Origin of the sequence: Clostridium lapidicellarium, assembly GCF_041224415.1 — a bacterium.
Classification (GTDB): domain Bacteria; phylum Bacillota; class Clostridia; order Clostridiales; family Clostridiaceae; genus Clostridium_B; species Clostridium_B lapidicellarium.
Genome location: NZ_JBGFFE010000018.1, coordinates 1 through 24775 on the forward strand (window position 1 = coordinate 1; position 24775 = coordinate 24775).

26 protein-coding genes, 3 pseudogenes and 1 riboswitch are annotated in these 24775 nt (G+C 33.4%); of the genes and pseudogenes, 24 read left to right on the top strand and 5 right to left on the bottom strand.

Annotation, left to right across the window (positions count from 1 at the left end; translation table 11 throughout):
* Positions 1-987 (bottom strand): annotated as a pseudogene (locus AB8S09_RS11360) (ISLre2 family transposase); the annotation flags it as partial.
* Between the two features lie 62 nt (positions 988-1049).
* On the opposite strand from AB8S09_RS11360, the gene AB8S09_RS11365 reads away from it, so the two are divergent.
* The 6 genes and pseudogenes from AB8S09_RS11365 to AB8S09_RS11390 form a co-directional block, all read left to right on the top strand.
* Complete coding sequence (locus tag AB8S09_RS11365; protein WP_294183704.1) at positions 1050-1469, top strand: winged helix-turn-helix transcriptional regulator; 420 nt, start codon at positions 1050-1052, stop codon at positions 1467-1469.
* Positions 1470-2208: 739 nt separating this feature from the next.
* Positions 2209-2604 (top strand): hypothetical protein, encoded by a 396-nt coding sequence (locus AB8S09_RS11370; protein WP_294183706.1) that lies wholly within the window; start codon positions 2209-2211, stop codon positions 2602-2604.
* Entirely contained in the window at positions 2582-2779 is a 198-nt protein-coding gene (locus AB8S09_RS11375; RefSeq protein ID WP_294183707.1) for a hypothetical protein, read from the top strand. Before AB8S09_RS11370 ends, AB8S09_RS11375 begins: the two co-directional genes overlap by 23 nt.
* Positions 2776-2988 carry a hypothetical protein gene (locus AB8S09_RS11380; protein WP_294183709.1) on the top strand — a complete coding sequence of 71 codons (213 nt, stop codon included), beginning with the start codon at positions 2776-2778 and terminating at the stop codon, positions 2986-2988. Before AB8S09_RS11375 ends, AB8S09_RS11380 begins: the two co-directional genes overlap by 4 nt.
* Before the next feature lie 128 nt (positions 2989-3116).
* Entirely contained in the window at positions 3117-4892 is a 1776-nt protein-coding gene (locus tag AB8S09_RS11385; protein ID WP_294183711.1) for an oleate hydratase, read from the top strand.
* 1 nt (position 4893) lies between these two features.
* Positions 4894-5131 (top strand): annotated as a pseudogene (locus tag AB8S09_RS11390) (GrpB family protein); the annotation flags it as partial.
* Positions 5132-5222: 91 nt separating this feature from the next.
* Here the strand turns inward: AB8S09_RS11390 and AB8S09_RS11395 are convergent.
* The 3 genes from AB8S09_RS11395 to AB8S09_RS11405 all read right to left on the bottom strand — a co-directional run bounded on the left by AB8S09_RS11395 (position 5223) and on the right by AB8S09_RS11405 (position 7591).
* Positions 5223-5828, bottom strand: coding sequence for a methyltransferase family protein (locus AB8S09_RS11395; protein WP_367112696.1), 606 nt, complete (start codon positions 5826-5828; stop codon positions 5223-5225).
* Positions 5829-5967: 139 nt separating this feature from the next.
* Positions 5968-6606, bottom strand: coding sequence for a response regulator (locus AB8S09_RS11400; protein ID WP_294183717.1), 639 nt, complete (start codon positions 6604-6606; stop codon positions 5968-5970).
* The gene (locus AB8S09_RS11405; RefSeq protein WP_294183719.1) at positions 6599-7591 is read right to left on the bottom strand and encodes a sensor histidine kinase; all 993 of its coding nucleotides are present in this window, start codon (positions 7589-7591) and stop codon (positions 6599-6601) included. Before AB8S09_RS11405 ends, AB8S09_RS11400 begins: the two co-directional genes overlap by 8 nt.
* A gap of 450 nt (positions 7592-8041) precedes the next feature.
* Here AB8S09_RS11405 and AB8S09_RS11410 point away from each other — a divergent pair, with 450 nt between their 5' ends.
* From AB8S09_RS11410 to AB8S09_RS11450, 9 genes are all read left to right on the top strand, one after another.
* Positions 8042-9001, top strand: coding sequence for a helix-turn-helix domain-containing protein (locus AB8S09_RS11410; RefSeq protein ID WP_369869150.1), 960 nt, complete (start codon positions 8042-8044; stop codon positions 8999-9001).
* Between the two features lie 84 nt (positions 9002-9085).
* Entirely contained in the window at positions 9086-10867 is a 1782-nt protein-coding gene (locus tag AB8S09_RS11415; protein WP_369869151.1) for an ABC transporter ATP-binding protein, read from the top strand.
* On the top strand, positions 10860-12590 hold the full coding sequence (locus AB8S09_RS11420; RefSeq protein WP_369869172.1) for an ABC transporter ATP-binding protein: 1731 nt from the start codon (positions 10860-10862) through the stop codon (positions 12588-12590). The genes AB8S09_RS11415 and AB8S09_RS11420 overlap by 8 nt, the downstream gene beginning before the upstream one ends.
* Before the next feature lie 328 nt (positions 12591-12918).
* Complete coding sequence (locus tag AB8S09_RS11425; protein ID WP_179977294.1) at positions 12919-13401, top strand: GNAT family N-acetyltransferase; 483 nt, start codon at positions 12919-12921, stop codon at positions 13399-13401.
* Positions 13402-13577: 176 nt separating this feature from the next.
* A riboswitch (TPP riboswitch) is annotated at positions 13578-13676 on the top strand.
* A gap of 58 nt (positions 13677-13734) precedes the next feature.
* Positions 13735-14298: an energy-coupled thiamine transporter ThiT gene (gene thiT / locus AB8S09_RS11430; RefSeq protein WP_294183727.1), complete on the top strand. Its 564-nt coding sequence runs from the start codon at positions 13735-13737 to the stop codon at positions 14296-14298.
* Between the two features lie 157 nt (positions 14299-14455).
* Entirely contained in the window at positions 14456-14593 is a 138-nt protein-coding gene (locus AB8S09_RS11435) for a thiaminase II/PqqC family protein (protein ID WP_294183729.1), read from the top strand.
* Between the two features lie 536 nt (positions 14594-15129).
* A complete protein-coding gene (locus tag AB8S09_RS11440; protein WP_294183730.1) occupies positions 15130-16038 on the top strand; it encodes a class I SAM-dependent methyltransferase in 909 nt (302 codons plus the stop codon).
* A gap of 183 nt (positions 16039-16221) precedes the next feature.
* The gene (locus AB8S09_RS11445) at positions 16222-16383 is read left to right on the top strand and encodes a hypothetical protein (protein WP_294183812.1); all 162 of its coding nucleotides are present in this window, start codon (positions 16222-16224) and stop codon (positions 16381-16383) included.
* 91 nt (positions 16384-16474) lie between these two features.
* Positions 16475-17806: a glycosyltransferase gene (locus AB8S09_RS11450; protein WP_369869152.1), complete on the top strand. Its 1332-nt coding sequence runs from the start codon at positions 16475-16477 to the stop codon at positions 17804-17806.
* 77 nt (positions 17807-17883) lie between these two features.
* Here the strand turns inward: AB8S09_RS11450 and AB8S09_RS11455 are convergent, their stop codons facing one another.
* Positions 17884-18147 carry a hypothetical protein gene (locus tag AB8S09_RS11455; protein WP_369869153.1) on the bottom strand — a complete coding sequence of 88 codons (264 nt, stop codon included), beginning with the start codon at positions 18145-18147 and terminating at the stop codon, positions 17884-17886.
* Between the two features lie 435 nt (positions 18148-18582).
* Here AB8S09_RS11455 and AB8S09_RS11460 point away from each other — a divergent pair, with 435 nt between their 5' ends.
* The 9 genes and pseudogenes from AB8S09_RS11460 to AB8S09_RS11500 all read left to right on the top strand — a co-directional run bounded on the left by AB8S09_RS11460 (position 18583) and on the right by AB8S09_RS11500 (position 24752).
* Positions 18583-18882, top strand: a complete 300-nt coding sequence (locus AB8S09_RS11460) for an MTH1187 family thiamine-binding protein (RefSeq protein ID WP_294183733.1) — start codon at positions 18583-18585, stop codon at positions 18880-18882.
* A gap of 58 nt (positions 18883-18940) precedes the next feature.
* The gene (locus AB8S09_RS11465) at positions 18941-19360 is read left to right on the top strand and encodes a PPC domain-containing DNA-binding protein (RefSeq protein WP_294183734.1); all 420 of its coding nucleotides are present in this window, start codon (positions 18941-18943) and stop codon (positions 19358-19360) included.
* Positions 19361-19453: 93 nt separating this feature from the next.
* Entirely contained in the window at positions 19454-19504 is a 51-nt protein-coding gene (locus AB8S09_RS11470) for a hypothetical protein (protein ID WP_369869173.1), read from the top strand.
* Positions 19489-19642: pseudogene (locus AB8S09_RS11475) on the top strand (RNA-guided endonuclease TnpB family protein); the annotation flags it as partial. The gene AB8S09_RS11470 and the pseudogene AB8S09_RS11475, both read left to right, overlap by 16 nt.
* Positions 19643-19988: 346 nt before the next feature.
* Positions 19989-20837, top strand: a complete 849-nt coding sequence (locus tag AB8S09_RS11480; protein WP_369869154.1) for a Rossmann-like and DUF2520 domain-containing protein — start codon at positions 19989-19991, stop codon at positions 20835-20837.
* 3 nt (positions 20838-20840) lie between these two features.
* A complete protein-coding gene (gene panB, locus AB8S09_RS11485; protein ID WP_369869155.1) occupies positions 20841-21671 on the top strand; it encodes a 3-methyl-2-oxobutanoate hydroxymethyltransferase in 831 nt (276 codons plus the stop codon).
* Positions 21672-21685: 14 nt separating this feature from the next.
* Positions 21686-22534 (top strand): pantoate--beta-alanine ligase, encoded by an 849-nt coding sequence (panC, locus tag AB8S09_RS11490; protein ID WP_369869156.1) that lies wholly within the window; start codon positions 21686-21688, stop codon positions 22532-22534.
* Between the two features lie 151 nt (positions 22535-22685).
* On the top strand, positions 22686-23834 hold the full coding sequence (locus tag AB8S09_RS11495) for an MFS transporter (protein WP_294183744.1): 1149 nt from the start codon (positions 22686-22688) through the stop codon (positions 23832-23834).
* A 120-nt stretch (positions 23835-23954) separates the two neighbouring features.
* Entirely contained in the window at positions 23955-24752 is a 798-nt protein-coding gene (locus AB8S09_RS11500; RefSeq protein WP_294183746.1) for a methyltetrahydrofolate cobalamin methyltransferase, read from the top strand.
* Positions 24753-24775 lie beyond the last annotated feature (23 nt).

The window sequence follows — 24775 nt, forward strand, 5'->3', positions numbered from 1 at the left end:
TCTAAGTCGTGCTATTTGATCTACTCCTCTTATGCTCCATCCAAGCGGCCTGCTGCTCAGCATATCCAACAGAATATGGCTTACATGACCTTCTGCACTGCAGCCTATAATATAATAGTTAACAATACCTTCCCAGTTGTTATTTATATATTTCCTGCATTCTTTTATCTCTTTGATCTTATTCTCATTTTCAGTATCTGAAATCAAATCCTTAAAAGTTTTTTTCAATCCTTTCAAGTTACATGTATTTATGTTCTTCCATAAATCAGGTCTGTATTTGTGGTTCTGTGCCGTTGCTCCCATAATATATTTACTAAGATGAAATCTATCAAGTAAATATACACCTTTAGGGATCCAACCCAACCCTTCCTTTATCCATCTTGCACCATCGCCTGAAATAAATATCTTGTCTATGCTTTCAATATCATATTTATTATAAATATAATCAACTACTTCAAGCCACAATTCATCACTATTTGCATATATTCCGGAAAAATACTTTATATTTTTTAATTTGTTTCTGTGCTTTGAAATCAATTCAGAGCCTTCATGAACATATATAAGGCGTGGTTCAACATATCCTCCATCCTGTAGTGATACATGGCCCTCATCTGCCTCTATATACAGATACTTAACTTTTATTTTTTCATCTTGCTCTTTCTCTGCTAGATCCCTTTTGGTCAAGTTGGGTATATTTTTTTATTTCCCTTATTGTATTCATTACTGTTTGAGAAGATAATTCAGCAGATTCAACAGCTTTTTTCCACTCCTGCCATAGGCAGTATCTACAGCTTTATCTATGAGTCTGGCTTTTAACGACATGTCTATTCTATCATGTGAGTTTATTCCTAAGAATTCATCTGACAGATATTTATGCTTCCCTGTACTTTTAGATCTATAATATGTCCTCTGATATTTAACTTCGCCAAACACTGTAAACAATTTTTTAATGCTATTTTCACAAAAATCCTGTATAATATTATCCATAAGAGACTTTCCTTCTTTCTTTGTATATTTTATTTTTGTATTTACCTCTGGATTGGGGGAAAATGGAAAACAGAAAAGTTTTTAGTACAAGAAAGATTGCAATATCGGGAATAGTAATTGCATTATATGCTATACTAATGTACTTTACCCAGGGATTTGCATTTGGTCAGTACCAGATAAGGATAGCTACAGCACTATATTCATTAAGTGCACTTGCTCCTTACTTGATAGTTCCTCTTGGAATTGGAAATATGATCAGCAATACTCTAAGGTTTGGAGAATTAAAAAAGAAAATGCCTAAAATAACACAAAAAATGCTTACACAGCAGCTTAAGTCACTTGAAGAAAATGGACTTGTTAATAGATTTGCATACAATGAAATACCGCCTAAAGTGGAGTATTCTCTTATCTATACAGGGAAAACTCTTATTCTAATTTTAGAAAGTCTATCTGAATGGGCACATGAATATATAAATATATAAATATAAATAAATCACAATGTCTTTAACAGTACTTACTGTATATTTTAAGAAAATAGAAGATCAAAAAAGAAATTTTAAATGTGGTAGGAATGCAACTTTATAATTTTAATAATCAATAAAAAACAACGGCTAAGGCCAATGGATTGGAACCATACAGCTATCTCGAATTCCTGCTCTGGGATCCATGTGTTCAGTCCTTCTACAAAAATGACAAACGATAAATTACGATCATTTGAGATGTATTTCAAATGGTCGCTTATTTTTTATACTTATATCGAGTAATTTACAACTTACAATATAAGTAATAAATAACAAATATACATTAAGATTTATCTGGTAAACACGATACTATAATCTGGATGTATGGTTATAGTAATGTAAATATTCCAAAGTCAGGTAATTATTATATTAAAGTATATTCTGTTTCTTCAACTTATCCAAACGTTAGTGATATATCAAATGCTCAAATAATTATTAAATTAGATAGCGATTATTCATGGATATCTATATATAGGTACTCAAATAATGAAAATAAAAACCCTTTAAAGAGTTTATGGACGTATAAACTTGAAGGAAATGTATCAAAATATATGGAATTTACGCCTTAAGTTACATTTAATTATGTATATCCTGTATTACCTAAGTAATTTATAAATTTATTCTTTAATAGAGTATATTTTTATAACTATACGTTCTTTATAATAAATAGAAAAATAAATTTACAGAGGGAGGAACATTTATGTTTAAATTAAATAATTATATGTATCCATTATTTAATAAAAATTCATATAACAATTTTACTAATTGGAAAATTGAGTTAATGCAGCTTAAAATGGATGCCTCTATCAAAAAATTAAGTATATTATATTCTAACAATGCATCGGACAGCATTCCCATTAGCAATATGGCAAAACAGTATAGTTTAAATCAAAAGGAACTTTCATCTGCTACAGAAACAAATGGTAAACCATTGAAAGAACTGACAGCAAATAATAATGTACTTGATATCAGTAAGGGTTCCTATTATAAATTTAAGACAGATTCTGGTAAAATAGTTGTGCTTACAATTGAAGATGGTACCTTCCTGCATACACAAACATATTATAAAAATTGTGGGTTACAGCAAATCGGATGAACGTGAGCTAGACGAGAAATTCAGACTTATAGCAGAACTTGCAGATGATAAAACGGCTCTTTGTGCAAATATAGATTCTAGTGATAGTGAAAATAAAAAGATATTAAACAATTTTGGAATTAAGCCGGGGTGGTCTGAAATTAAATATGGTGAAAATCCAATAAATTTTATTTGACAGATGGTGGTCAGATATATCCAGAATATCAGATAAAAGAACAAATGGCTGCCTTTAAAACGACTAACTGGTTTAAAGATGAGATAGGTTATTCAAGTAAGTCAAAATTTATAATAGATGGGAAAGAATATAAATTAGATAAGAATGGATATTTAAATCTTCCTGACGGGGTAGATTGTGTTATGGAAAATATTAAAATTATAAAATAAATATTTAAATAGTTTGATATGATAAAAGTTTTATCATGAAATTTTTGTTGATTATAGTAATTTTTTTGATAAAGGGTAAACTTAAAAGTGTAGGAGATTCAAATAATAACACATATGGAGGTATGATTATGTATTATTCTAGTGGAAACTATGAAGCTTTTGCACACCCTGAAAAGCCCAAGGGGGTTGAACGCAAATCTGCCTTTATCATTGGATCTGGTCTGGCCACTCTTGCAGCTGCGTGTTTTCTTGTCCGTGATGGACAAATGAGTGGCAAAAGAATTCATATTCTTGAAAAAGATCCAATTCCTGGCGGAGCCTGTGACGGCTACCGGTACAGTAACATAGGGTATGTAATGCGCGGTGGTCGTGAAATGGATAACCACTTTGAGTGCATGTGGGATCTATTTCGTTCCATCCCCTCCATTGAAACTGATGATGTCAGTGTACTTGATGAATACTATTGGCTCAACAAGCATGATCCCAACTACTCTCTGATGCGTGCAACAGCCAATCGTGGAGAAGATGCTCATACTGATGGCAAATTCGGTCTTTCTGATAAGGGAGCCATGGAGATTATGAAACTTTTCTTTACACCGGATGAAGATCTGTATGATAAACGAATCAATGAGATTTTTGACGATGAAGTTTTGAATTCAAATTTCTGGCTGTACTGGCGCACCATGTTTGCTTTTGAGAACTGGCACAGTGCTCTGGAGATGAAGTTCTACATAAAACGGTTCATTCATCATATCGGTGCTTTGCCCGATTTCAAAGCACTCCGTTTCACAAAGTACAATCAGTATGAGTCAATGATACTACCGATGATCAAATATCTGGAATCATATGATGTTCAGTTTCATTATGGCATCAAAGTTGTGAATGTGGAGTTTGATATTCGGAAAGATAAAAAAGTGGCAAAAAGTATTGTGATTATCCAGGATGGTAATGAGGAGAATATTGACCTTACCGAAGATGATCTGATATTTATCACTAATGGAGGATGTGTTGAAAATTCATCCTTCGGTGATCAAAATCATCGTGCTCCTTTTAATGCAGAGATTAAAAAAGGAGGAGGATGGGACATGTGGCGCAAGATCGCGGCACATGTCCCATCATTCGGCCATCCGGACAAATTCTGCCATGATCCCGAACAGAGCAATTGGGTGTCTGCAACCGTGACAACGCTGGATGATCGTATTCCACCTTATATCCGTAAGATCTGCAAACGTGATCCTTTCAGTGGCAAGGTGGTTACTGGTGGAATCGTAACTGTTAAGAACTCCAATTGGCTGCTTAGTTGGACATTTAACCGTCAGCCGCAGTTTCATAGCCAGCCGGAGGATCAACTGGTGGGATGGATTTATGGACTGTTTAGCGACAAACCTGGCAATTATGTAAAAAAAGCCATGCGTGAGTGTACTGGCAAAGAGATCTGCATGGAATGGCTGTATCATATGGGAGTGCCGAGAAATAAGATCGAGGATATGGCGGAACACAGTGCTAACACAGTACCATGTATGATGCCTTATGTCACTGCTTTTTTCATGCCTCGCAGTAAGGGAGACCGTCCCGCTGTTGTGCCGCAGGATAGTATGAATTTTGCGTTCATTGGACAGTTTGCAGAGACAATGCGTGACACCATTTTTACAACCGAATATTCGATCCGTACCGGAATGGAAGCTGTTTATACGTTACTTGGAATTGACCGTGGTGTGCCTGAAGTTTGGGGCAGTACCTATGACGTCCGCGATTTGCTGAAGGCCACTGTTCAATTACGAGATGGAAAAAAGATCACGGATATGGATCAGAGATTGATCGAAAAATTGGCACTTAAAGCAGTACTTAAAAAACTCCATGGCACCGATATTGAAAAGTTATTTAAGGAATATCAGGTAATTTGAAATGAGAACTAAGTACGTAGTAGTGGAAGATTATAATTCAAAATGGAAAAGTGAATTTGAACGTATAAAGAATGAATTGTTAACAGTTTTGTCTGGAAAAATAAATTCAATTGAACATGTAGGGGGCACATCTGTTGAAGGATTAGCGTCAAAACCAATTATTGATATAGATGTTGTGATTGACAAAAATTTTGAAGAAGTAAAAAAAGCATTGGAGTATATTGGATATATAGATGGTAGCATTTGGATAAAAGGAAAGTATTTTATTTGCCGCCTTAATAGGAAAAACTATGAGTGTCAAAGGCAAAATGCGGAATAAACCTCCTTATTTTAAAATATGAATGGTATTATTTTCCACGTATTTTTAATATAATCAAGATATTCATTGCCAAATGAATTTATAAGAGTCTTCTCTTCAATTTTTATTCGATATCCATATACAATTGAGATTATGACTAGGGCAGTTAATATAGATGTTATGGATCTAATTGAAATTGAGATTCCCACAAGTGTGAGTATGGTTCCTGTATATGCTGGATGTCTTATTAATTTATATGGACCATTTTTTACAATGGATTGTTTGGACTCTATTATGACAGAAAGTGAGAAAAACCTTCTCAGTGTAAAAACCGCCCAGCATCTTATAATAATTCCAGTCAGCATAAAAATTATTCCAATAAAGAAAAAAGGGTGTGGTAAAATTAAATTTAACTTGTTCCTGAATAAAAAACTAAAATAGATACAGGCATAAATTCCAATTACAATTGTAAAAAAAGAACCTTTGTCTTTAAATTTTTTGCTGCTTTTTCTAGAAAATGATTTATGGAAAGTGAGTACAAAAATTGCACATTCGGCAGTCAACCATATGCAGAAAATGTCCTGGAAGATATTGTGCTCAAATATGTTTGAAAAAAATCTATAACCAAATAAATTCATGCTATTAAAATCCTCCCTGATATAATGATAATAACAATTATCATTATAAATTTTATGCTTAAAATTGGAAGGTGAATTAAGTAATAATTTGCAAAAAAAATAGACTATATACAATGACTAAAGTCATATATATAATCTATCATTTTTTTATGAAAAGAGCTGACAGCTGAGTTCTTCTCTTTAAATTTAATTTTCTTAGAATATTTGATATGTAATTTTTTACTGTGCCTTCGGAAATAAAAAGTTCATTTGAAATTTGGCTGTTGCTTTGTCCTTTTATTACAAGTTTTAATACTTCAGTCTCTCTTTTAGTCAATAGATCAAAAATTTTATCCTTAAAAGATGTATCATTGGCATCTGTGGGAGTCAGGGCTGATATAAGTTTGGGAGTTACACTGGGATCAAACATCATTTTGTTGTTGTAAGCTTCTTTTATGCTTTTTATGATGTAATCAATCTCACTGTCTTTTAAAATATAACCGCTTATGCCATTTTTAATTCCGTCGAACAGATACTCGTCTTCGTTAAAAGTTGTCAAAATTATTATTTTGATATTTGGGTATCTTGCTTTTACAATGCAGGATGTTTTTATTCCGTCCATTTTTGGCATCCTTACATCCATTAAAATTACATCTACAATGTATTTGCTTAAATTTTTTAGTACGTCACAGCCGTTTTCAGCTTCGCAAACTATTTCTATTTCGGGGTCAAGGCTTAATATCTTTTTAAGTCCCTCCCGGACTATAATCTGATCGTCAGCTATCATCACTTTAATCATCTATAATTACCTCCGGTATTGAAGCTGTTATAGTAAATCCTTTATTGGGGGAGGTTATAAAATTTATGGTTCCATTAAAAGTTTTAAATCTGTTTTCAATTCCGGCAAGCCCCTCTGATTTGATTATGCAGCTACAGCCATCCCCATTATCTTTAATTATAAGCCTCATAGTATTGCTTATCAATTTAATGGAAATAAATATTTTGGTTGAATTTCCATGTTTTAAACTATTTGTTATAGATTCTTTTATTGTTGAAATCAAAATATTTTTTATTGTGATTGATGATTTTTCTACATTGTCATCATAATCAAGTGTTATTTTTATAATATTCAACTTGTTGAATTTGGAGATTATTGATGTTATTTGATTATGAAGGCTGAAATTTTCATCGAGTTTTCTGAGATTGTATACAGTCTCCCGTAAACTTTGAATACTTTTGCCTATTAGAGATTCCAATTCGTTTATTTCATGATTTATTTTTTCCCTGTCTTTTATTGCTTTAATGTATTTTACATTCATAGAGAGAGCCATGAGTGAATGGCCGAGAGAATCATGCAGCTCCTGGGATATTCTATTTCGCTCGTTTAAAATAAGATGTTCTCTTTCTTTGAATGAATAGTCGATTAAAGAACAATTCAGCATCTTGAGGTTATTCATTTCATATCTGTATTCATGAATGCAGATATATACAAATAAAACTATAATATATACAAAAATGCCAAATACATAAGATGATATATCTGTGTAGAAGGGGATTTTGTTTATTAGAATGTTATCAACCAGCAAATACAGCATAAATCCTGACATATGACAGAAAATGAGTGCCTTTCTTGTTTTACGGCTGTCAAATTCAAATACATTATCCAGTATGAAAAAATAATAAAGTAATATGAAATTGTTGTTTGAATTTAAAAGCAGGAGTATTACACTCAATGTTATGCAGGATACAAGGGAAATCAATGCTTTCTTTTTATTGTATTTCATGGTGTTAAATTGCATATATGTAAGGATAAACTGTACTATAACTAAAACTATAAAAATAATATCTGCGGGATATAATTTATTTGCATATAATAACCTGGGTATTACAGATAAAATTAGCAGTAAATACAGTAACTTGAATTTTATCAAATTCCATAATTTTAATATTTTATTCATTTGCAAACTCTTTTCCTGTTTTAATTTATATGGATTAGTACAAGCAAGCTAATTCTAATAAATTGATTATATTTCTAGTATACATCCTTATATGTGGGTTGTATAGAGGGCTGTTTAGCCGGAGTGGATGTTTTTTTATTGACTGCTTCAGATGTGAATGGTATTATTATTTCTATAGATTGATAATAATTCTCATTATCAATCTATAGGTATATTTCATCCGAATAATCAAACTTCATCTGAACCTAAGAATCACTTGATATGTGAGGTGGTATTGTGCATGTAACAGACAGAGATAAGCAATTATATGGAAGTCAGGTATGTGTGATCAAAAAGGATAAAGACTGTGCAATTTATAAAATTCACAATTCTACAGGTAGTGTCGTTATGACGAGTTATTCGGTATTTCCGGGTATTGAACTGATTTATAATGACGTTCATGCACAATTTGTAAGCGTTGATGTAGAACCGCCAAAAAATATTTTGGAAATCAATCACTGCAGGGAAGGGATAATTGAGTGTGAGAGCAGAAAAGGAGAGTATTTATACCTTTCCAGGGGCAGTCTTGCGATAAATCGAAAATTCAGTGTAAATAACAGCTCTTATTTTCCATTGAGTCACTTTCATGGAATTACCGTTGCTCTGGATTTTGATAAAGTACCCGAGTGTTTGTCCTGTATTTTAGATGAGGTTTCAGTTGATCTGTCAAAATTGAAGAGTAAATTTTTCGGAAATAATGAGAGCTTTTTAATAATAAGGGAAAATCAAAGTATACGCCATATTTTTTCTGAACTGTATTCAGTGTCTGACAAAATAAGAAAAGGATATTACAAAGTGAAGGTTTTGGAAATTCTTCTTTTTTTAAGTAGTCTGGGAGAAGAAGAATTGAAGCAGAGCAAACGGTACTACCCGAAAAAGCAGGTGGATACAGTGAAGAAGATAAAAAAATATTTAACAGTAGATCTTTCTGAAAAAATTACTTTGGATGAACTGTCATCACAATTCAAAATTCCCCTTACGACTATGAAACTTGTATTTAAAGAAATGTACGGAGATAGTATATATTCTTTTATAAGGACATATAAAATGCAGAAGGCAGTGGAGCTGCTTAAAAACACCGGCAGGGAGATCAATGATATTGCAGCATGTCTTGGATATAACAATGCGAGCAAATTTTCAAAGGCATTTAAAGAGGTGATCGGGATGAATCCGAGTATATATCGAAAAAATGTCTAAATGGAGCATCGGGGTCTAAATAGAGTAGAAGATGAGAACATCATAAATTAGAATAAATTGTGTAACAGGAAAGGAGAATTTGAAATGGAAAAAAGATCTGTCATGTCAACTCTATTTGAATATGCAGGGGAATTCAGATACCTGACAATGGCCTCCTGGGTATTGTCTGCAGCAAGCGCGCTTGTGGCGCTGATACCATTTATTTATATATGGAGGATTATCAAGGAAGTTCTGGAGGCTTCTCCTAATTTTAGTCATTCCAACAACCTGGTGCAGTACGGCTGGATGGCCGTAATTTTTTCTGTACTGTCCATGCTTATTTATGTAGCGGCTTTACTGTGCTCTCATATTGCCGCATTTAGGGTTCAGGCAAATATAAGATCCAGGGCCATGCACCATATCAGTACACTGCCTTTAGGATTTATGAATGATATTGGAAGCGGAAAGATAAGGAGAATTGTAAATGAGTCGAGTGCAGCTACAGAAACTTATCTGGCCCATCAATTACCTGATCGTGCAGGTGCCATGGCTGCACCTGTCGGTCTTCTCGCAATGCTTTTAGTATTTGACTGGCGGCTTGGTATTTTAAGCTTGATACCAGTTGTGATTGCTTTTGGAATTATGTCTGTAATGACTGGAAGCAGAATGAAGCAAAAAATGAAGGAATATCAGAATTCCTTGGAGCAAATGTCAAATGAGGCGGTTGAATACGTGAGAGGGATATCAGTATTAAAAATATTTGGACAATCTGTTTTTTCTTTTAAGCGATTTAAGGAATCAATTGATAATTATCAAAAATGGGTAATTTCCTATACAAAAGATTTGCGCCTGCCGATGATGTTTTATACCACAGCTATTAATGCTATTTTTGCCGTGCTTATATCAGCGGCTTTGTTTTTTACATCGGATGGGGTCACTGGGGAGTTCCTTTTGAATCTGCTGTTCTATATAATTATCACACCTGTTATAACAGTTACCTTGAACAAGATTATGTACTCCAGTGAAAATATTATGATTGTTCAGGATGCAATGGAGAGAATTGACAGCATAATGGAAATGAAACCATTGCATGACAGTGAAGAACATAAGCAGCCGCAGGATAATTCAGTTGTATTTTATGACGTGTCCTTTTGTTATAAAGGTGCGGAGGAAAATGTACTGAACCATGTTTCTCTACATATTGCCTCCGGGCAGCACGTGGCTTTTGTAGGTCCATCCGGCGGCGGAAAAACAACATTGGCAAGTTTGATACCGCGTTTCTGGGATGTTGACAGCGGCAGGATTACAATAGGCGGGGCGAATGTAAAAAATATATCCAAAGAAGAATTGATGAATAGTATTTCTTTTGTTTTTCAAAACAGCAGGCTTTTAAAAATGTCAATTTTGGAAAATGTCCGCCTTGCCAGGCCGGATGCATCACGGAAAGAAGTGCTTAAAGCTTTGAAGGATGCCAGGTGTGACGATATTATAGCAAAACTTTCAGATGGAATAGACACCATAATTGGAACAAATGGAAATTATCTTTCAGGTGGAGAAGAGCAGCGCATCTCTATTGCAAGGGCAATGCTAAAAAATGCACCAATTCTTATACTTGATGAGGCAACAGCATTTGCCGATCCCGACAATGAATCGAAGGTTCAGGCTGCATTTTCTGCTTTGTCAAAGGGAAAAACGGTAATTATGATAGCACATAGATTATCCACCGTGATGGGGGCGGACCGCATTTATGTAATGAGAAATGGAGAAATATGTGAATTTGGAAGCCATTCTGAATTAATAGGCCGGCATGGATTATATGCACATATGTGGAGTGAGTATAACAGTGCTGCAAAATGGAAGGTTGGTGTGCAAAATGAGATTGACTGAAAGACTGCGGCATAAATATGCCCTTTCTGAAAAAGGCGCAGAAGATATGGTAAAGGCATTTGCTGCATGTACATTATCCAATATCGTACTTATATTGCCTGTAGGTCTTCTTTATTATCTGGTTTATGATTTGATGGATAAAAATATTGGTGATGGTCATATTTCACTTTATGTATTTGGAACTGCAGTGTGTATTGTACTTATATTTGCAACAACATATTTTCAGTATAATTCAACATTTTTTGCAACATACCTGGAAAGTGGTGTCAGGAGAATATCACTTGCTGAGAAATTGCGAAAGCTTCCCCTTTCTTTCTTCGGAAAGAAGGATTTATCGGATTTGACAAGTACTATTATGGCAGATTGTTCCACATTGGAAGCAGCGTCATCTCACTGGATACCGGAACTTGTCGGGTCTATTATTTCAACTTTTATCATTGCACTGAGTTTGTTTTTCTTTGACTGGCGTATGGCTATTGCAGCACTTTGGGTGCTTCCTGTTTCCTTTATAATTGTCCTCTTTTCATCGAGAGTACAGCATAGCTTGGGGAAAAAACAGATGAAGGTAAAGATGAATTGTGCAGATGGGATCCAGGAATGCCTGGAATCTTTGAGGGATCTTAAGGCAAACAATGCAGAAAGGGCATATATGAATGAGCTTGATGTAAAAATTAAAGCTGTTGAAAAGCGTGCAATTATTACAGAACTTGGAACTGCTGTTTTTGTTGTAGCTGCACAGATGGTTTTAAAACTTGGAATTGCCACGGTTGCATTGGTTGGTGGAATACTTCTTGTGAATGGAAGTTTGGATGTTTTGACCTTTTTTATGTTTTTACTTTTAGTATCAAGATTATACGATCCCATGCAAATGTCACTGCAGAACCTGGCTGCAATTATTTCCGCCGATATCCAGTGCCAGCGTATGGATGAGATTCTTGAGCATGAAATACAGACGGGAGCAAAAAGCCTTACAAATAGAGGTTGTGACATCGTATTTAATCATGTTGCATTTGCCTATAATGGCAGTGAAATTGTACTGAAGGATATATCATTCACTGCCAGACAGGGAGAAGTTACTGCACTGATTGGCCCCTCTGGAGATGGAAAAACCACTGTATCAAGATTGGCTCTACGATTCTGGGATATCAGCAGAGGGAAAATTACTGTGGGTGGTATGGACATTTCAAAAATCGATCCCGAGACTCTCATGTCTCTATATGCTGTTGTTTTTCAGGATGTTACCCTATTTAATAATTCCATCATGGAGAATATCCGCATTGGCCGAAAAGATGCTTCAGATGAAGAAGTTATAGAGGCTGCAAAGCTGGCCCATTGCAATGAGTTTGTAGAGAAACTGCCGCAGAGATGGAATACTCTAATTGGTGAGAATGGTTCTGAACTTTCCGGCGGCGAGCGACAGAGGATATCCATTGCCAGGGCGTTCTTGAAAGATGCACCTATTATACTGCTGGATGAAGCCACAGCTTCTCTGGATGTAGAAAATGAAACTATGATACAGGAATCCTTATCCAGGCTTATTAAAAACAAAACAGTACTTGTCATTGCACACAGAATGAGAGCGGTAGCAGGTGTTGACAAAATTATAGTATTGAAAGATGGCATTGTAGCTGAGCAGGGTGCACCAGGCGAGCTGGCCGGAAGAAATGGAATATACAGGCATATGACCGGGATACAGATGGAGGCTGCTTCATGGAAGTTATAATGGTATATAATTTTGTTTTTTTGTATTTTACCTGCTCATTTGATTTTTGTATGTCATCTATTTCTATAATTGGGTATATGGAAATGATAAAATCCGGAAAAATTTATTTTTATATCTAAAGAACTAAAAAGCTAAAAAGCTTTAATTGCTGTTTTGCCAGTGATTAAGGCTTTTTAATATCTTTAATATATGTAAAAAAAGCTATTCAAAGGTACAGGATATTGTATAAAATGATATAATCTACCTGTAGCACTTAAATGTGTAGTAAAAAATATTTGAACAATATGTAGACAAATAGTAATTGTAATAAATAAAGGGGTTAATAAATATGAATATAAGACTTGCAACCATTGAAGATCTACAAGCCATTACTGCTGTTGAGTCAATATGCTTCCCGGCAGCGGAAGCTGCTTCAGAAAGCGATTTTAAAAAGAGATTAATTGTGTATCCTAATCATTTTTGGCTTTTGGAGGATGATGGAAGACTAGTTGGCTTTGTAAATGGAATGGTGACAAATGAATCAAAATTATGCGATGAGATGTTTGAAGATGCCAGTTTACATGATGAAAATGGTCAGTGGCAGATGATTTTTGGTGTAAATACTATCCCTGAGTATCGCAGACAAGGTTGTGCAGAAAAAATAATCGATAAGATTATTGCCGATGCCAGGACGCAAGGACGTAAGGGGTTAGTGCTTACCTGCAAAGAAAAACTGCTGCACTACTATGCAAAATTTGGTTTTAAAAATGAAGGGATTTCAGAATCAACACATGGCGGAGCAGTTTGGTATGATATGCGTTTGACTTTTTAAGTTGATAAATTTCTAATTTAGTGCCATGTTTTGAGATAACAAAATGCCTATGAATATAATTATTCAAGAAAAAGGAATAGATTGAATTAACTCAGGGGCAAATTGGAGAATATCTGAAAAAGGTGTATTGAAAATAACTTGATTCTTTGATATAATACTTCTAACACAAAAAACAATATGAGCTTTAGGGGTGCTATTTTAGCTGAGATGGATAATCTAAACTCTTTGAACCTGTGAGGTAAACCTCGCGTAGGGAACAATGCTCAATAACCATATTTTCTGTTATGGCTATTGGACATTGTTTTTTGTTGTATTTTTTAGGAGGAAAAAAATATGCGTTCAAAAAGTAAGGTTTTATTCATTGTAGAAGTGGCACTATTTTCAGCACTAGCTTCAATATTAGATTTATTCTCGTTCAAAGCCTGGGGACAAGGTGGCAGTATTTCACTTCAAATGGTACCAATATTTATCATGTCTTTCCGTTGGGGATGGCGGGGTGGATTAAGTACTGGTTTAGTATTTGGTCTATTACAACTGATAACTGGGTATGTAATTAATCCTATTCAAGGACTGCTAGATTATCCTATAGCTTTTACATTAGTTGGACTATCAGCAATCACAGCTAAATCTGTCTATAAATCGGCTAAACAGAAAAATAAATTTAGAATGTTTTCATTCATAACTTTGGGATGTTTCGTTGGAAGTTTTGCTCGGCTCATTATTCATATTATCTCGGCTATGATTTATTTTGGTGCAGGAGCACCAAAAAATCAAGCAGTTTGGGTTTATGCAATAATTTACAATACTTCTTATGTTTTTCCTAGCTTTGTTTTTAGTGTAATCTTAATTTCTATACTAGTTCAAGCACGAGAAGAAATTATTTTTTATAGAGTATAATCAGTTATTTTCCCATCAAAAAGTGCTATTTATATGTTTTATTATCTGTAAGAATTCTCGATTTTAGGTGATGGCATTGCGTATCACTATGATTAAAACTACAAATATTTAAGAAAGAGATGTTTATGGGATTCATAAAAACAACTTTGTCATTGAAATGGCTAATGGAACATTGCCGGAAAACAAAATGAAATGGTATCTTATTGAAGATAGTCTTTTCCTTAAAGAATATGTTAAAGCGTGTTCTGTGGGCATATTTAAGGCAAAAAATATGAGTGATATGAACTTGACATGACTAACAAAAATATGAAAGGTCATTGGATTGGGGTTTTTAGTTCTGTTAATGATGGTACACAGGTTGAATTTACAGAAGAAGTATCAGTAAATAATCCTATAATGAATTTGTTTGCAGGTTTTATCTAAAAAGGCAGCAATTATGTTATATAGAAGATTTAAGAAAAGAATTAGGTGAATAAATTCAAATCTGAAATAGAGGGCATTAAGTAAGAGTTAATTCACTATATTAAATTTATATATATTAATTTATAAATTTAATATATATGGATGCTCTTTGAAAATTGAATAGTGTGGTGTCCTACGATATGAGTATTTTCAATGTTTAGTCGTATGTATTGGATTTCATTGATTTGTATGATATAATTTTTTTTGCTTAGTAAGTCAAATGATTATATAATGCAAAATATTAGCCTTATATAAAAATCTACTGAATGTCAAAAGTTTATAGTGATATAAGTGATATATGTGTTTAGAAAAGCTAAATATATATTTTTATTATTAAGATATTTTGAATTACATGAAAGGAAAAGATATATGGATGTATTGATGAAATTGGCAAATGAAATTATCAGAAAACAACTAAAAAGTAATTCGTTGAAGAATATTTTTTGTACCGATGGAAATCAACTCCATTTTAATAATAATACTAAAGATAGTATAGAATTCTTTGGACAGAAATGGAAGAAATTATCTGAATGTGACAAAGAGTATATTATAAATGCTCTTCTGAAAGGATTTCTTGAAAGCTTTTATAATGTAGATCAATATATTAGCTTTAAAGACAAAGATTACTTAGAAATTAAAAAAATATATATATCATTGTTTCAAGATATAACTAATGATTATATGTCAGTACAAGAAATTGAAGAACGTCATTATAAGAGAATTCGCACTTTTATAAAAAAAACAAATCGAGTTGTTTATAAAATAAATCATAATGCAAATAAAAATGCTAAAAGTTTTATGTGTTCCGAATATTCTTCCAAATTTCAAATAAGGTTACTAGGCATAAATATTTGTACATTGAAAGAGCCAATATTAGATATAGGTTGTGGTGAACAGGGGAATTTAGTCAAGTATTTAAGGAAAAATCACTTGAGGGCATATGGAATAGATAGATTACAAGAAAATACTGGATATTTTAGAAGCATTGATTGGCTAGAGTTTGATTACTTCCAACTAAAATGGGGTACAATTATTTCGAATATTTCATTTAGTAACCATTTTATTCATCATTTTACACAAAATGATGGTATAGATATTTTATATGCTCAAACCTATATGAAAATATTAAAATCATTAGATAATGGAGGGAAATGGATTTATGCGCCATCAGTTCCATTTATTGAAAATTTATTGCCCAAAGATGAGTTTAGTGTTCAACGTATACAAATTAATGAATCATTTAGCAAAACAATAGTTCACAAATTTCTAGTTTTATGAAGTAAATAACGTATACTTGAAATGAAATATAGAGGAGATAGAGGTATGACAGAATTTTGGAAAGTTGTTGAGCCACATAATAATATAAAAATAAACCTCCATTTAAATTTATAATGATAAAATGTCAAAAAAACTATAATTATATAAAAAACTGAATTGTTAATTGATAAGGAGCGAAATGTTATGAGTAAATACACTGCTTTATGGGAATACATTCAAAAGAATGGCAGCTCATCAATGAAGTTATCTTTCGATGAAATACATGATATTGCAGGAAGTGGGATAGATCATTCTTTTTTAAGATATAAAAAGGAACTGGCAGTGATTTTTAATAAAATTATTTGACTGTAAATTCCAAATATTGCGGGAATCGATAGACTATTCTTTTTTGAGATACAAAAATGTGCAAACAAATGATATGTTAAAGGTGAATTATATGGCTGGTAAAAGAAAATTACGAATCGTTTTTTCTGTTGTACTTTCAGATGCCGGTGAAGCGACTCGTGCATTGGAAATAGCGAATGGGATCAAGGATTATTGTCCTGATAATTATGAATTGAATATAATATTTTTATCTAATGGAAGCAAATTTGAACAAAAGGTGGTTTATAATGGATTTAAGATTCATAAATGCTTACCCGTGCTGCCAGGAGTAGGTTTCCGTCAAGATCTAAAACCTACAAAAACTAATTTAATCGGTGATATGAAACTTGCAGGTGAATTATTGAGAGGTGAGGTTCACGCATTTATTGAATTAAAACCAGATGTAGTTATTCACGGATTTTACCCTATAGCAAGTCTTGCTAGAAGAATGGTTAATAATCCAATATTAGGGATATGTTATTTACCTATACCGTTACAGGAGAATATTTTTGCCTCTACATTAATGAAAGATATTCCTGATGTGATTAAACCTCTCACATATCTTCCTTTAAGGCTTCGCAGAAAAATTATAAAGCTGATTCCCAAGTCTTTAAAAATGAGAGCCCCAATTTTTAAGCAGAGCAATATTATTAAAGCTCTTGATGAGTTTAAATGGAATAAGGAACCAATAAATAATTTGTTTGATATGCTTAGGGCAGATTTGACAATAATAAATGACTTTAAGGAATTTTATAAAGATGATATACTTCCAGATAATTACAAAATTGTGGGACCGTTATATGCACCTGCTTCAAATAATATTGAAATAGATAAAAATATACTGAATATATTTAATCGAGAAAATGAAAGGTTGAAAATTTTTTGTACTCTGGGGAGTTCAGGGGAAAAACAATGTTTATTTGAAGTCATGAAGGCATTAAACCAAGGAATAGGAAAGAATTGGAGTGCGGTGATTTTGGCCCCTGAAGCTGTATGCCCAATCGATGAAGCAAAAGCCTATGCAGGAAGTAATCCTAATATTTATTTAACAGATTCATTTGTACCAGCACCGCTGGTAAATTCACTTGCAGATATAGTCATCTCTCATGGAGGTCAGGGAACTATACAAACCGCAATAGCAAGTGGTACCCCGGTCGTCGGATTTGCAATGCAGCCGGAACAGCAAATAAATCTTGACAATATAGTTATAAGAGGAGCAGGCATACGTATACCGATAAACAGGTGGAGTTCACATAATATACAGTCTTCTGTAAATAGAATAATTAGAAAACCATCTTATAGAGAAAATATGAGAACATTAAAAAATATTTTAAATTCTATAAACGGCAGGAAAAACTCGGCATTTGCTATCTGGGATTATATGTTAAAAAAACTGCCGAAATGATAAATTGTCCAAAACAATTGTCTATGAAAGAAACTAGTTTTGACAGTTTATATTATTTCATGTACTTGTCCACCAATTCATAGCATCTTTCTTTTGTTGATTGGGCTAATGAGTTGGTATATAGTATAGATTCCATTGTCCCTCCTTATATTTTCTGTTGCTTTTTCAGTATCGTTAAAATCTTTAAAACCTGCTTCGATATTGTCTAATTTATTTATATATTCCTGTTTTTTATTTTCTTTATTCAAATTATTATTTGGTTGGTCGATTTCTGGGCTGGTTTTTTCTTTGACCTTTATGGTATTTCCATTTATAACAAAACCGTTGTTGAGGTACTTCACACTGGGCAGCCTGGGACTGCAGGTTCCTATACCAGAAGTGGTCCTTCAGCTCTTTTTGCTGTTTATACCAGTTAGGATAACTCCAGGCCGCTCTCCTTTGACCAGCCTTTTCTTTCATAGTTTGCTGTATTCCACAATTTCGAGGCCGCATAGGTCAGGTATCCAAGAACTATTTTTTCTTTTTTTTGTCGGATTTAATGTGAAATTAACTACCCTTTTTTATGCTGCTCACCCTCTTTTCTTGTATGCCAACTATTTTACACTCCAAACAATATGATAATCTTATAATGTACAGCTATCATAATTAAATTATATTATACAACGATAATACATACTATTAAGTTTTCAATATAAAACATATACCAATTTATTGCTGCTGAAAGATCCTTTCTTTTTGCGGCAAATTGTTTTAAAATGAACTTGGAGGTGTTGAACTTGGCTATAGCACAGGTAACAATTGTACCGGTTGGAACAGGATCTACAAGTGTAAGCAGATATGTGGCCAATTGTCACAAAATACTTCAGGATGAAAAACGTGTCAAATATGAATTAACCCCTATGGCTACAGTATTTGAGGGGGATTTAGATGTTATTTTGGAAGTTATGAGGAAAATGCATGAAATTCCTTTTCAAAATGGTGCTAAGAGAGTTATTACTTCTATAAGCATAGATGATAGAAGAGACAAGGATGCATCTATGAGTCAGAAGCTTAATTCGGTAAAAGAAAAGCTGTGATATATGAATTTTGTTAAAAAATAATTATATTCTGTAATATATTATGAGGTGAGCATAGTTGGATTATAAAAAATTTAACGGCAAAATATTATTGAGGCTTGATAAAGGTGATGAGATAACAGAATCTGTTTCAAAGGTCTGTACAGAAAATAATGTAAAATTTGCTTCTATTGATGGAATTGGTGCCTGCGGCAGTGCAACATTGGGTTATTATGAACCTGATACAAAAGTTTTTACAAAAAAGGTATTTGATAAAGGCGATTATGAAATAATCAGTCTTATCGGTAATTTCAGCTTATGCGATGGGAAACCTTATGTTCATATGCATATTTCCATATCAGGTTCGGATTACAGGGTATTTGGAGGACATCTTATTTCTGCAGTTATAAGTATAACAGGTGAAATTTTACTTACACCAGTTGGTGATGTATCCAAAAAATATGACAGTAATGTAAGAGCTGAGATTATAGATTTTTAAAAATATAAAAGTTTTCTATAATAATATAAAAATCATAATAGGTTATTTACTGAAGTAAATAGCCTATAAATTTATCCGAACAAGGAACAAAAATTGTATTTTGCTAAAACTTTTGGCTGTGTCAGAACAAAATACCTAAATTAAAGTCTATGATTAAGATAAAACAGCACGGAGAGTTCAATCGAATAATTAAATCCTGTACTGTATCCCAGGTGCCGAGCGGTAAATTATGTATCTATATTAGTTGACACGGAGATTAAAAAGTTACCTGAAGTCAATAAAAGCTTTAAATATTTATTATAGGGCTATCAATGATAAAAGAAAATAATACTGGAGATGATATTATTTACAAAATTATAATAACAACAATTATTACCGTGCTGAATATGTTTATTTCGAAATCATATACTCCAATTTTTAATTATAACAGTAACTATAAAAATATTACAAAAGTTTCATATACAATCTGCAATTCGTAATTTGAATATTTGAATACGAAATCGACTTGTGATAAAATTAACTTTGGGTAGTATCATTTTTGAACTGCACCGTAAGTGTTATTAAATTTAATATAAAAGTCAAAGGGGAATTGGTATAAGCTATTTACTACGAAAGAGACGGTGATGCTGTGAAATTGAGTATCGGTTTTATTGGTGCCGGAAAAGTAGGCGTAAGCTTAGGCAAATATTTTAGTATCAATGCATTAAATGTAAAAGGCTACTACAGCAGGAATGTAAATTCAGCAAGGGAAGCAGCCGAATTTACAGAAAGTAATTTTTATGTTGAAATTGGTAAATTAGTTGAAAGTTGTAATGCTATTTTTATAACAACCCCCGATGACATTATAGAAAAAATATGGAACCAAATTAGAAAATATGACCTGAAAGGCAAGATTATATGTCATTCAAGTGGTTCTTTATCTTCATCAATCTTTTCATGTATTAACACTTCAGGCGCATTCGGATATTCTATCCACCCAATGTGTGCTTTTTCAGATAAATTTACTACTTATAAAATTCTAAAAAAAATTTATTTTTCAATTGAAGGGGATTTTAAGTACTTAGAAACTTTGGTTTCCATTTTTGACCATATAGGAAATAAAGTTATTGTACTTGATAAAAACAAAAAAACTTTGTATCATCTTGCAAACGTTACAGTATCTAATTTAGTACTTTCACTTTTAGATATAGGATGTCAGTACCTGAAAAACTGCGGGATTGATAAAAAAGATTGTATAGGTGCATTGATGCCCCTAATTGAAAATAACATACAAAATATAAAGAACAAGGGCTTTACAGATGCACTTACGGGACCTGTTGAAAGAGGCGATGTTGGGACATTGAGACGTCATCTCAATGTTATACCTCGGGAAGATCTGGAATTATACAGGCGTTTGTCCATGAATCTGGCTCGATTATCTGAAAAAAAACACGGCAGGAGCTACTATAATTTAATAAAAAAAAAATTTGGAGGTTAGAAAATGACAAAGAACAGGGCTTTAACTTTTATGGATGCGAAACAGAAGAATGTCAAGATTACAATGCTTACTGCTTATGACTATTCAATGGCGAAACTTATAGACGAATCCGGTATTGATGGAATTTTGGTTGGTGATTCACTTGGAATGGTTTGCCTTGGCTACAAAGATACCTTGAGTGTCACTATGGAAGATATGATTCACCATGTAAAAGCAGTTTCAAGGGGAGTAAAAAATGCATTGGTGGTTGGAGACATGCCCTTCATGTCATATCAAAATTCCATATATGATGCGGTAAAAAATGCCGGAAGATTGATACAGGAGGGACATGCAGATGCTGTAAAACTTGAAGGCGGCTCATCGGTTTGTGAACAGGTGAAAGCTATTGTAAAAGCTCAGATTCCAGTTATGGGACATATTGGGCTTACACCACAGTCTGTAAATGTATTTGGAGGATTTAAGGTTCAGGGTAAAAATGAAATGAATGCCAGAAAAATAATAGAGGATGCAAAAAAACTGGAAGATGCAGGCGTGTTTTCTATTGTACTTGAAGGTATTCCCTATAAATTGGCGGGAATCATTACAAAATCTGTATCAGTCCCTACCATTGGAATAGGTGCAGGCAAATATTGTGATGGACAGATACTTGTATATAAGGATATGCTCCAGTTGTTTTCCGACTTCAAACCCAAGTTTGTGAAATATTACGCAAATGTTGGACATGTTGTGAAGGGGGCATTTGAAAATTATATAGAAGAAGTTAAAAGTGGAGTTTTCCCGGACGAAGCTCATAGTTTTAAAATGGATGACAGTATTTTGGACAAATTGAATTAAAGGAGAATAATACAATGAATACAGTACATGAAATAGATGAAGTAAGAAATAAGGTTAAGATGTGGAAAAGGGAAGGACTTACCGTTGGGCTTGTTCCCACCATGGGTTTTCTCCATGAAGGCCATGAAAGTCTTATTAAGAGAGCAGTTTCGGAAAATGATAAGGTTGTTGTAAGCGTATTTGTAAATCCTGCTCAATTTGGCCCGAATGAGGATTTTAAAATTTATCCAAGGGATATTGAGAGGGATGCCAAGTTATGTGAATGTGCAGGGGCGGATTTGATTTTTAATCCCGAGCCTTCAACTATGTACTGTGAGGATGCAAGTACGACTGTCAATGTGAAAGGCCTTACGGAAGAGCTGTGTGGAGTAAGACGGCCCGTCCATTTTGGAGGAGTTTGTCTTGTCATTTCTAAACTTTTTAATATTGTAACACCTGACAGGGCCTACTTTGGAGAAAAAGACGCACAGCAGCTGGCAGTTGTAAAGAGGATGGTAAGGGATCTCAATTTTGATGTTAAAATAATAGGTTGTCCTATAGTGAGGGAAGCAGATGGACTTGCAAGAAGTTCGAGAAATGTCTACCTTTCAGAAGAGGAAAGGAAAGCAGCTGTAGTGCTCAGCAGGAGCCTTGATGGGGCAGAAAAAGCTTTGAATTCGGGAGAGAGAAATGCCAGTAGAATTAAAGAGATAATTTCCCAAAAACTCAATTCAGAGCTGCTTGCCAGAATAGATTATGTTGAAGTTGCAGACAGTGTGAATCTAAAACCCGTTTCAGGTGATATTGACGGCAGTGTTCTAGTTGCCATAGCTGTTTATATAGGAAAAGTAAGGCTTATAGATAATTTTACTTTTAGAATATAGTATTGAAAAAATAGCAGCCATCCACTTTAAAAGTGGAGGCTGCTATTTTTTTATTAATTAACAATAAAATAAATATATTTAAGCTTGTTGAAAACAGGTAATGAGTTATAATATAAAAGATAAAATTTAAATTCTATACTGGAGGTGCTTGATGAATAAAGATTTGAAAAATATGATAATTATATTTTGGGGGTTCTTTTGTCTATCATTGTTTTCCAATACATTGTCACCTTTTATAACTACCATAAAGAGTATCTACGGCGTTTCTGACAATATCATTGTACTGCTTCCGTCCGTAGTGTACTGTTCCTCTTTTATAATGAGCATAGCAGCTTCAAAGTTTATGCATATGTTGAAACTTAAAAGAGGATTATACATAAGTTTTTTACTTGTAATTTTTTCAAGTATTGTAATCTTACTTTCAAAATCATTTTACATACTTTTATTTGGATATTTCTTATCCGGACTCGCACTTGGAATGGGCGGACTGTTTTTGGGAACGCTCATATCGCTTTTACCTAAAAAATATCAGAAATTTGGATTTGCCAATGCATGTTTTGGAATAGGTGGAATTTTAATTTTACCCATAGACAGATTAGTACTCAGAAATGGTATAAGCTTTAATTATACCTATATTATTCATATAGTACTTATGGCTGTGTTAATTGTTTTGTCTACAGGGCTCAGCGGGATTTCACTTCCAAAGGATAATCTAAAGCATAGGAATTCACTTCACATACTGAAGAATCCTATGGTTTTAATACTTTCCATAGCTGTATTCTTTTATGTCGGGGCAGAGATATCCACGACAAACTGGACCGGAAGTTTTCTTGAAAGAGATTATGGCATTAATAAGGGAGAAGTGCCGGATATTCTGTTCGGCTTCTGGATATTGTTTACTTTGGGAAGGGCTTTTGGAGATAAGCTTCTCGAAAATATAGGACAACTTAAATTTTTACTCATATCTCCTATAGCATCCATTGCAGGCATATTTGTTATCTTGTTGGGAACGGAAAAATTGCAGGCACTAATTGGACTGTCGATTATAGGTATATCAATATCACTTATATATCCTGCACTTCAAGGGTACATAATACAGCATGTGAGTTTTGAAAATATACCTTCTGCATCTTCAGTTATAGTGATCTTCAACAACCTTGGTGCTGCATTTCTGACCTATATAATAGGCTTTGCAGGAGGAAAAAACATTACCTATGTGTTTATAATACAGATAGCATTTTTTGCTTATATAGCATTTTCGGCTTTGCATTATGTGAGTTTTAAACCCCAGAGAAATTGAAATAGGGCTTATGTTATTTATAAAAATATAAAATAATTACAATACTTGCAGTCAATCATAATATATACTGATTATGTAATAAGCTATGTAACAAACGAGTATTAGGGGGAGTGGTATATTATGATAATTGTGGGTGAATTAATAAATTCAACTCGTAAATCTATTAAAGAGGCAGTTAAAAATAATGATTCAGATTATATAAAAAAGATTGCCAAGGAAGAATCTGAAGCCGGAGCTAATTATATAGATGTAAATGCCGGTATATTTGTAGGAAAAGAAATTGACTATTTGAAATGGTTGGTACAAACTGTTCAGGAAGAGGTAGATACACCTTGTTGTATAGATTCTCCAGATCCAAAGGCTATAGAAGCTGCATTAGCGCTGCATAAAGGAAAAACTCCAATGATAAACTCCATATCTCTTGAAAAAGAAAGATATGATGCAGTTTTGCCTATAATTGAAGGCACTGATCTTAAAATAGTGGCACTTTGCATGTCTTCCAGGGGTATGCCTCAAACTTCCGATGACAGAATCAAAATTGCAGATAAGCTGATAAATGGATTGGTTCAGCATCATGTAAAACTGGATAATATATATGTAGATCCATTAGTACAGCCTATAGGGACAAATGATAATTTTGGAGTACAGTTCTTGGATTCTGTGGAAGCTATTTTAAAAGAATTTAAAGGTGTTCATATGATGTGCGGATTGTCAAATATATCTTTTGGGCTTCCAAATAGAAAATTTATTAATCGGATTTTTGCAGTTATGGCTGTGAGCAGGGGACTTGATGGTCTTATAATAAATCCATTGGATAAAGAAATGATGGGAAGTCTTATAACTGCAGAAACTCTGGCTGGTAAAGATGAATTCTGTATGAATTATCTTCAAGCGTATAGAAATAAACTATTTGAATAATTGTTTGGATTTTATATGGTGAT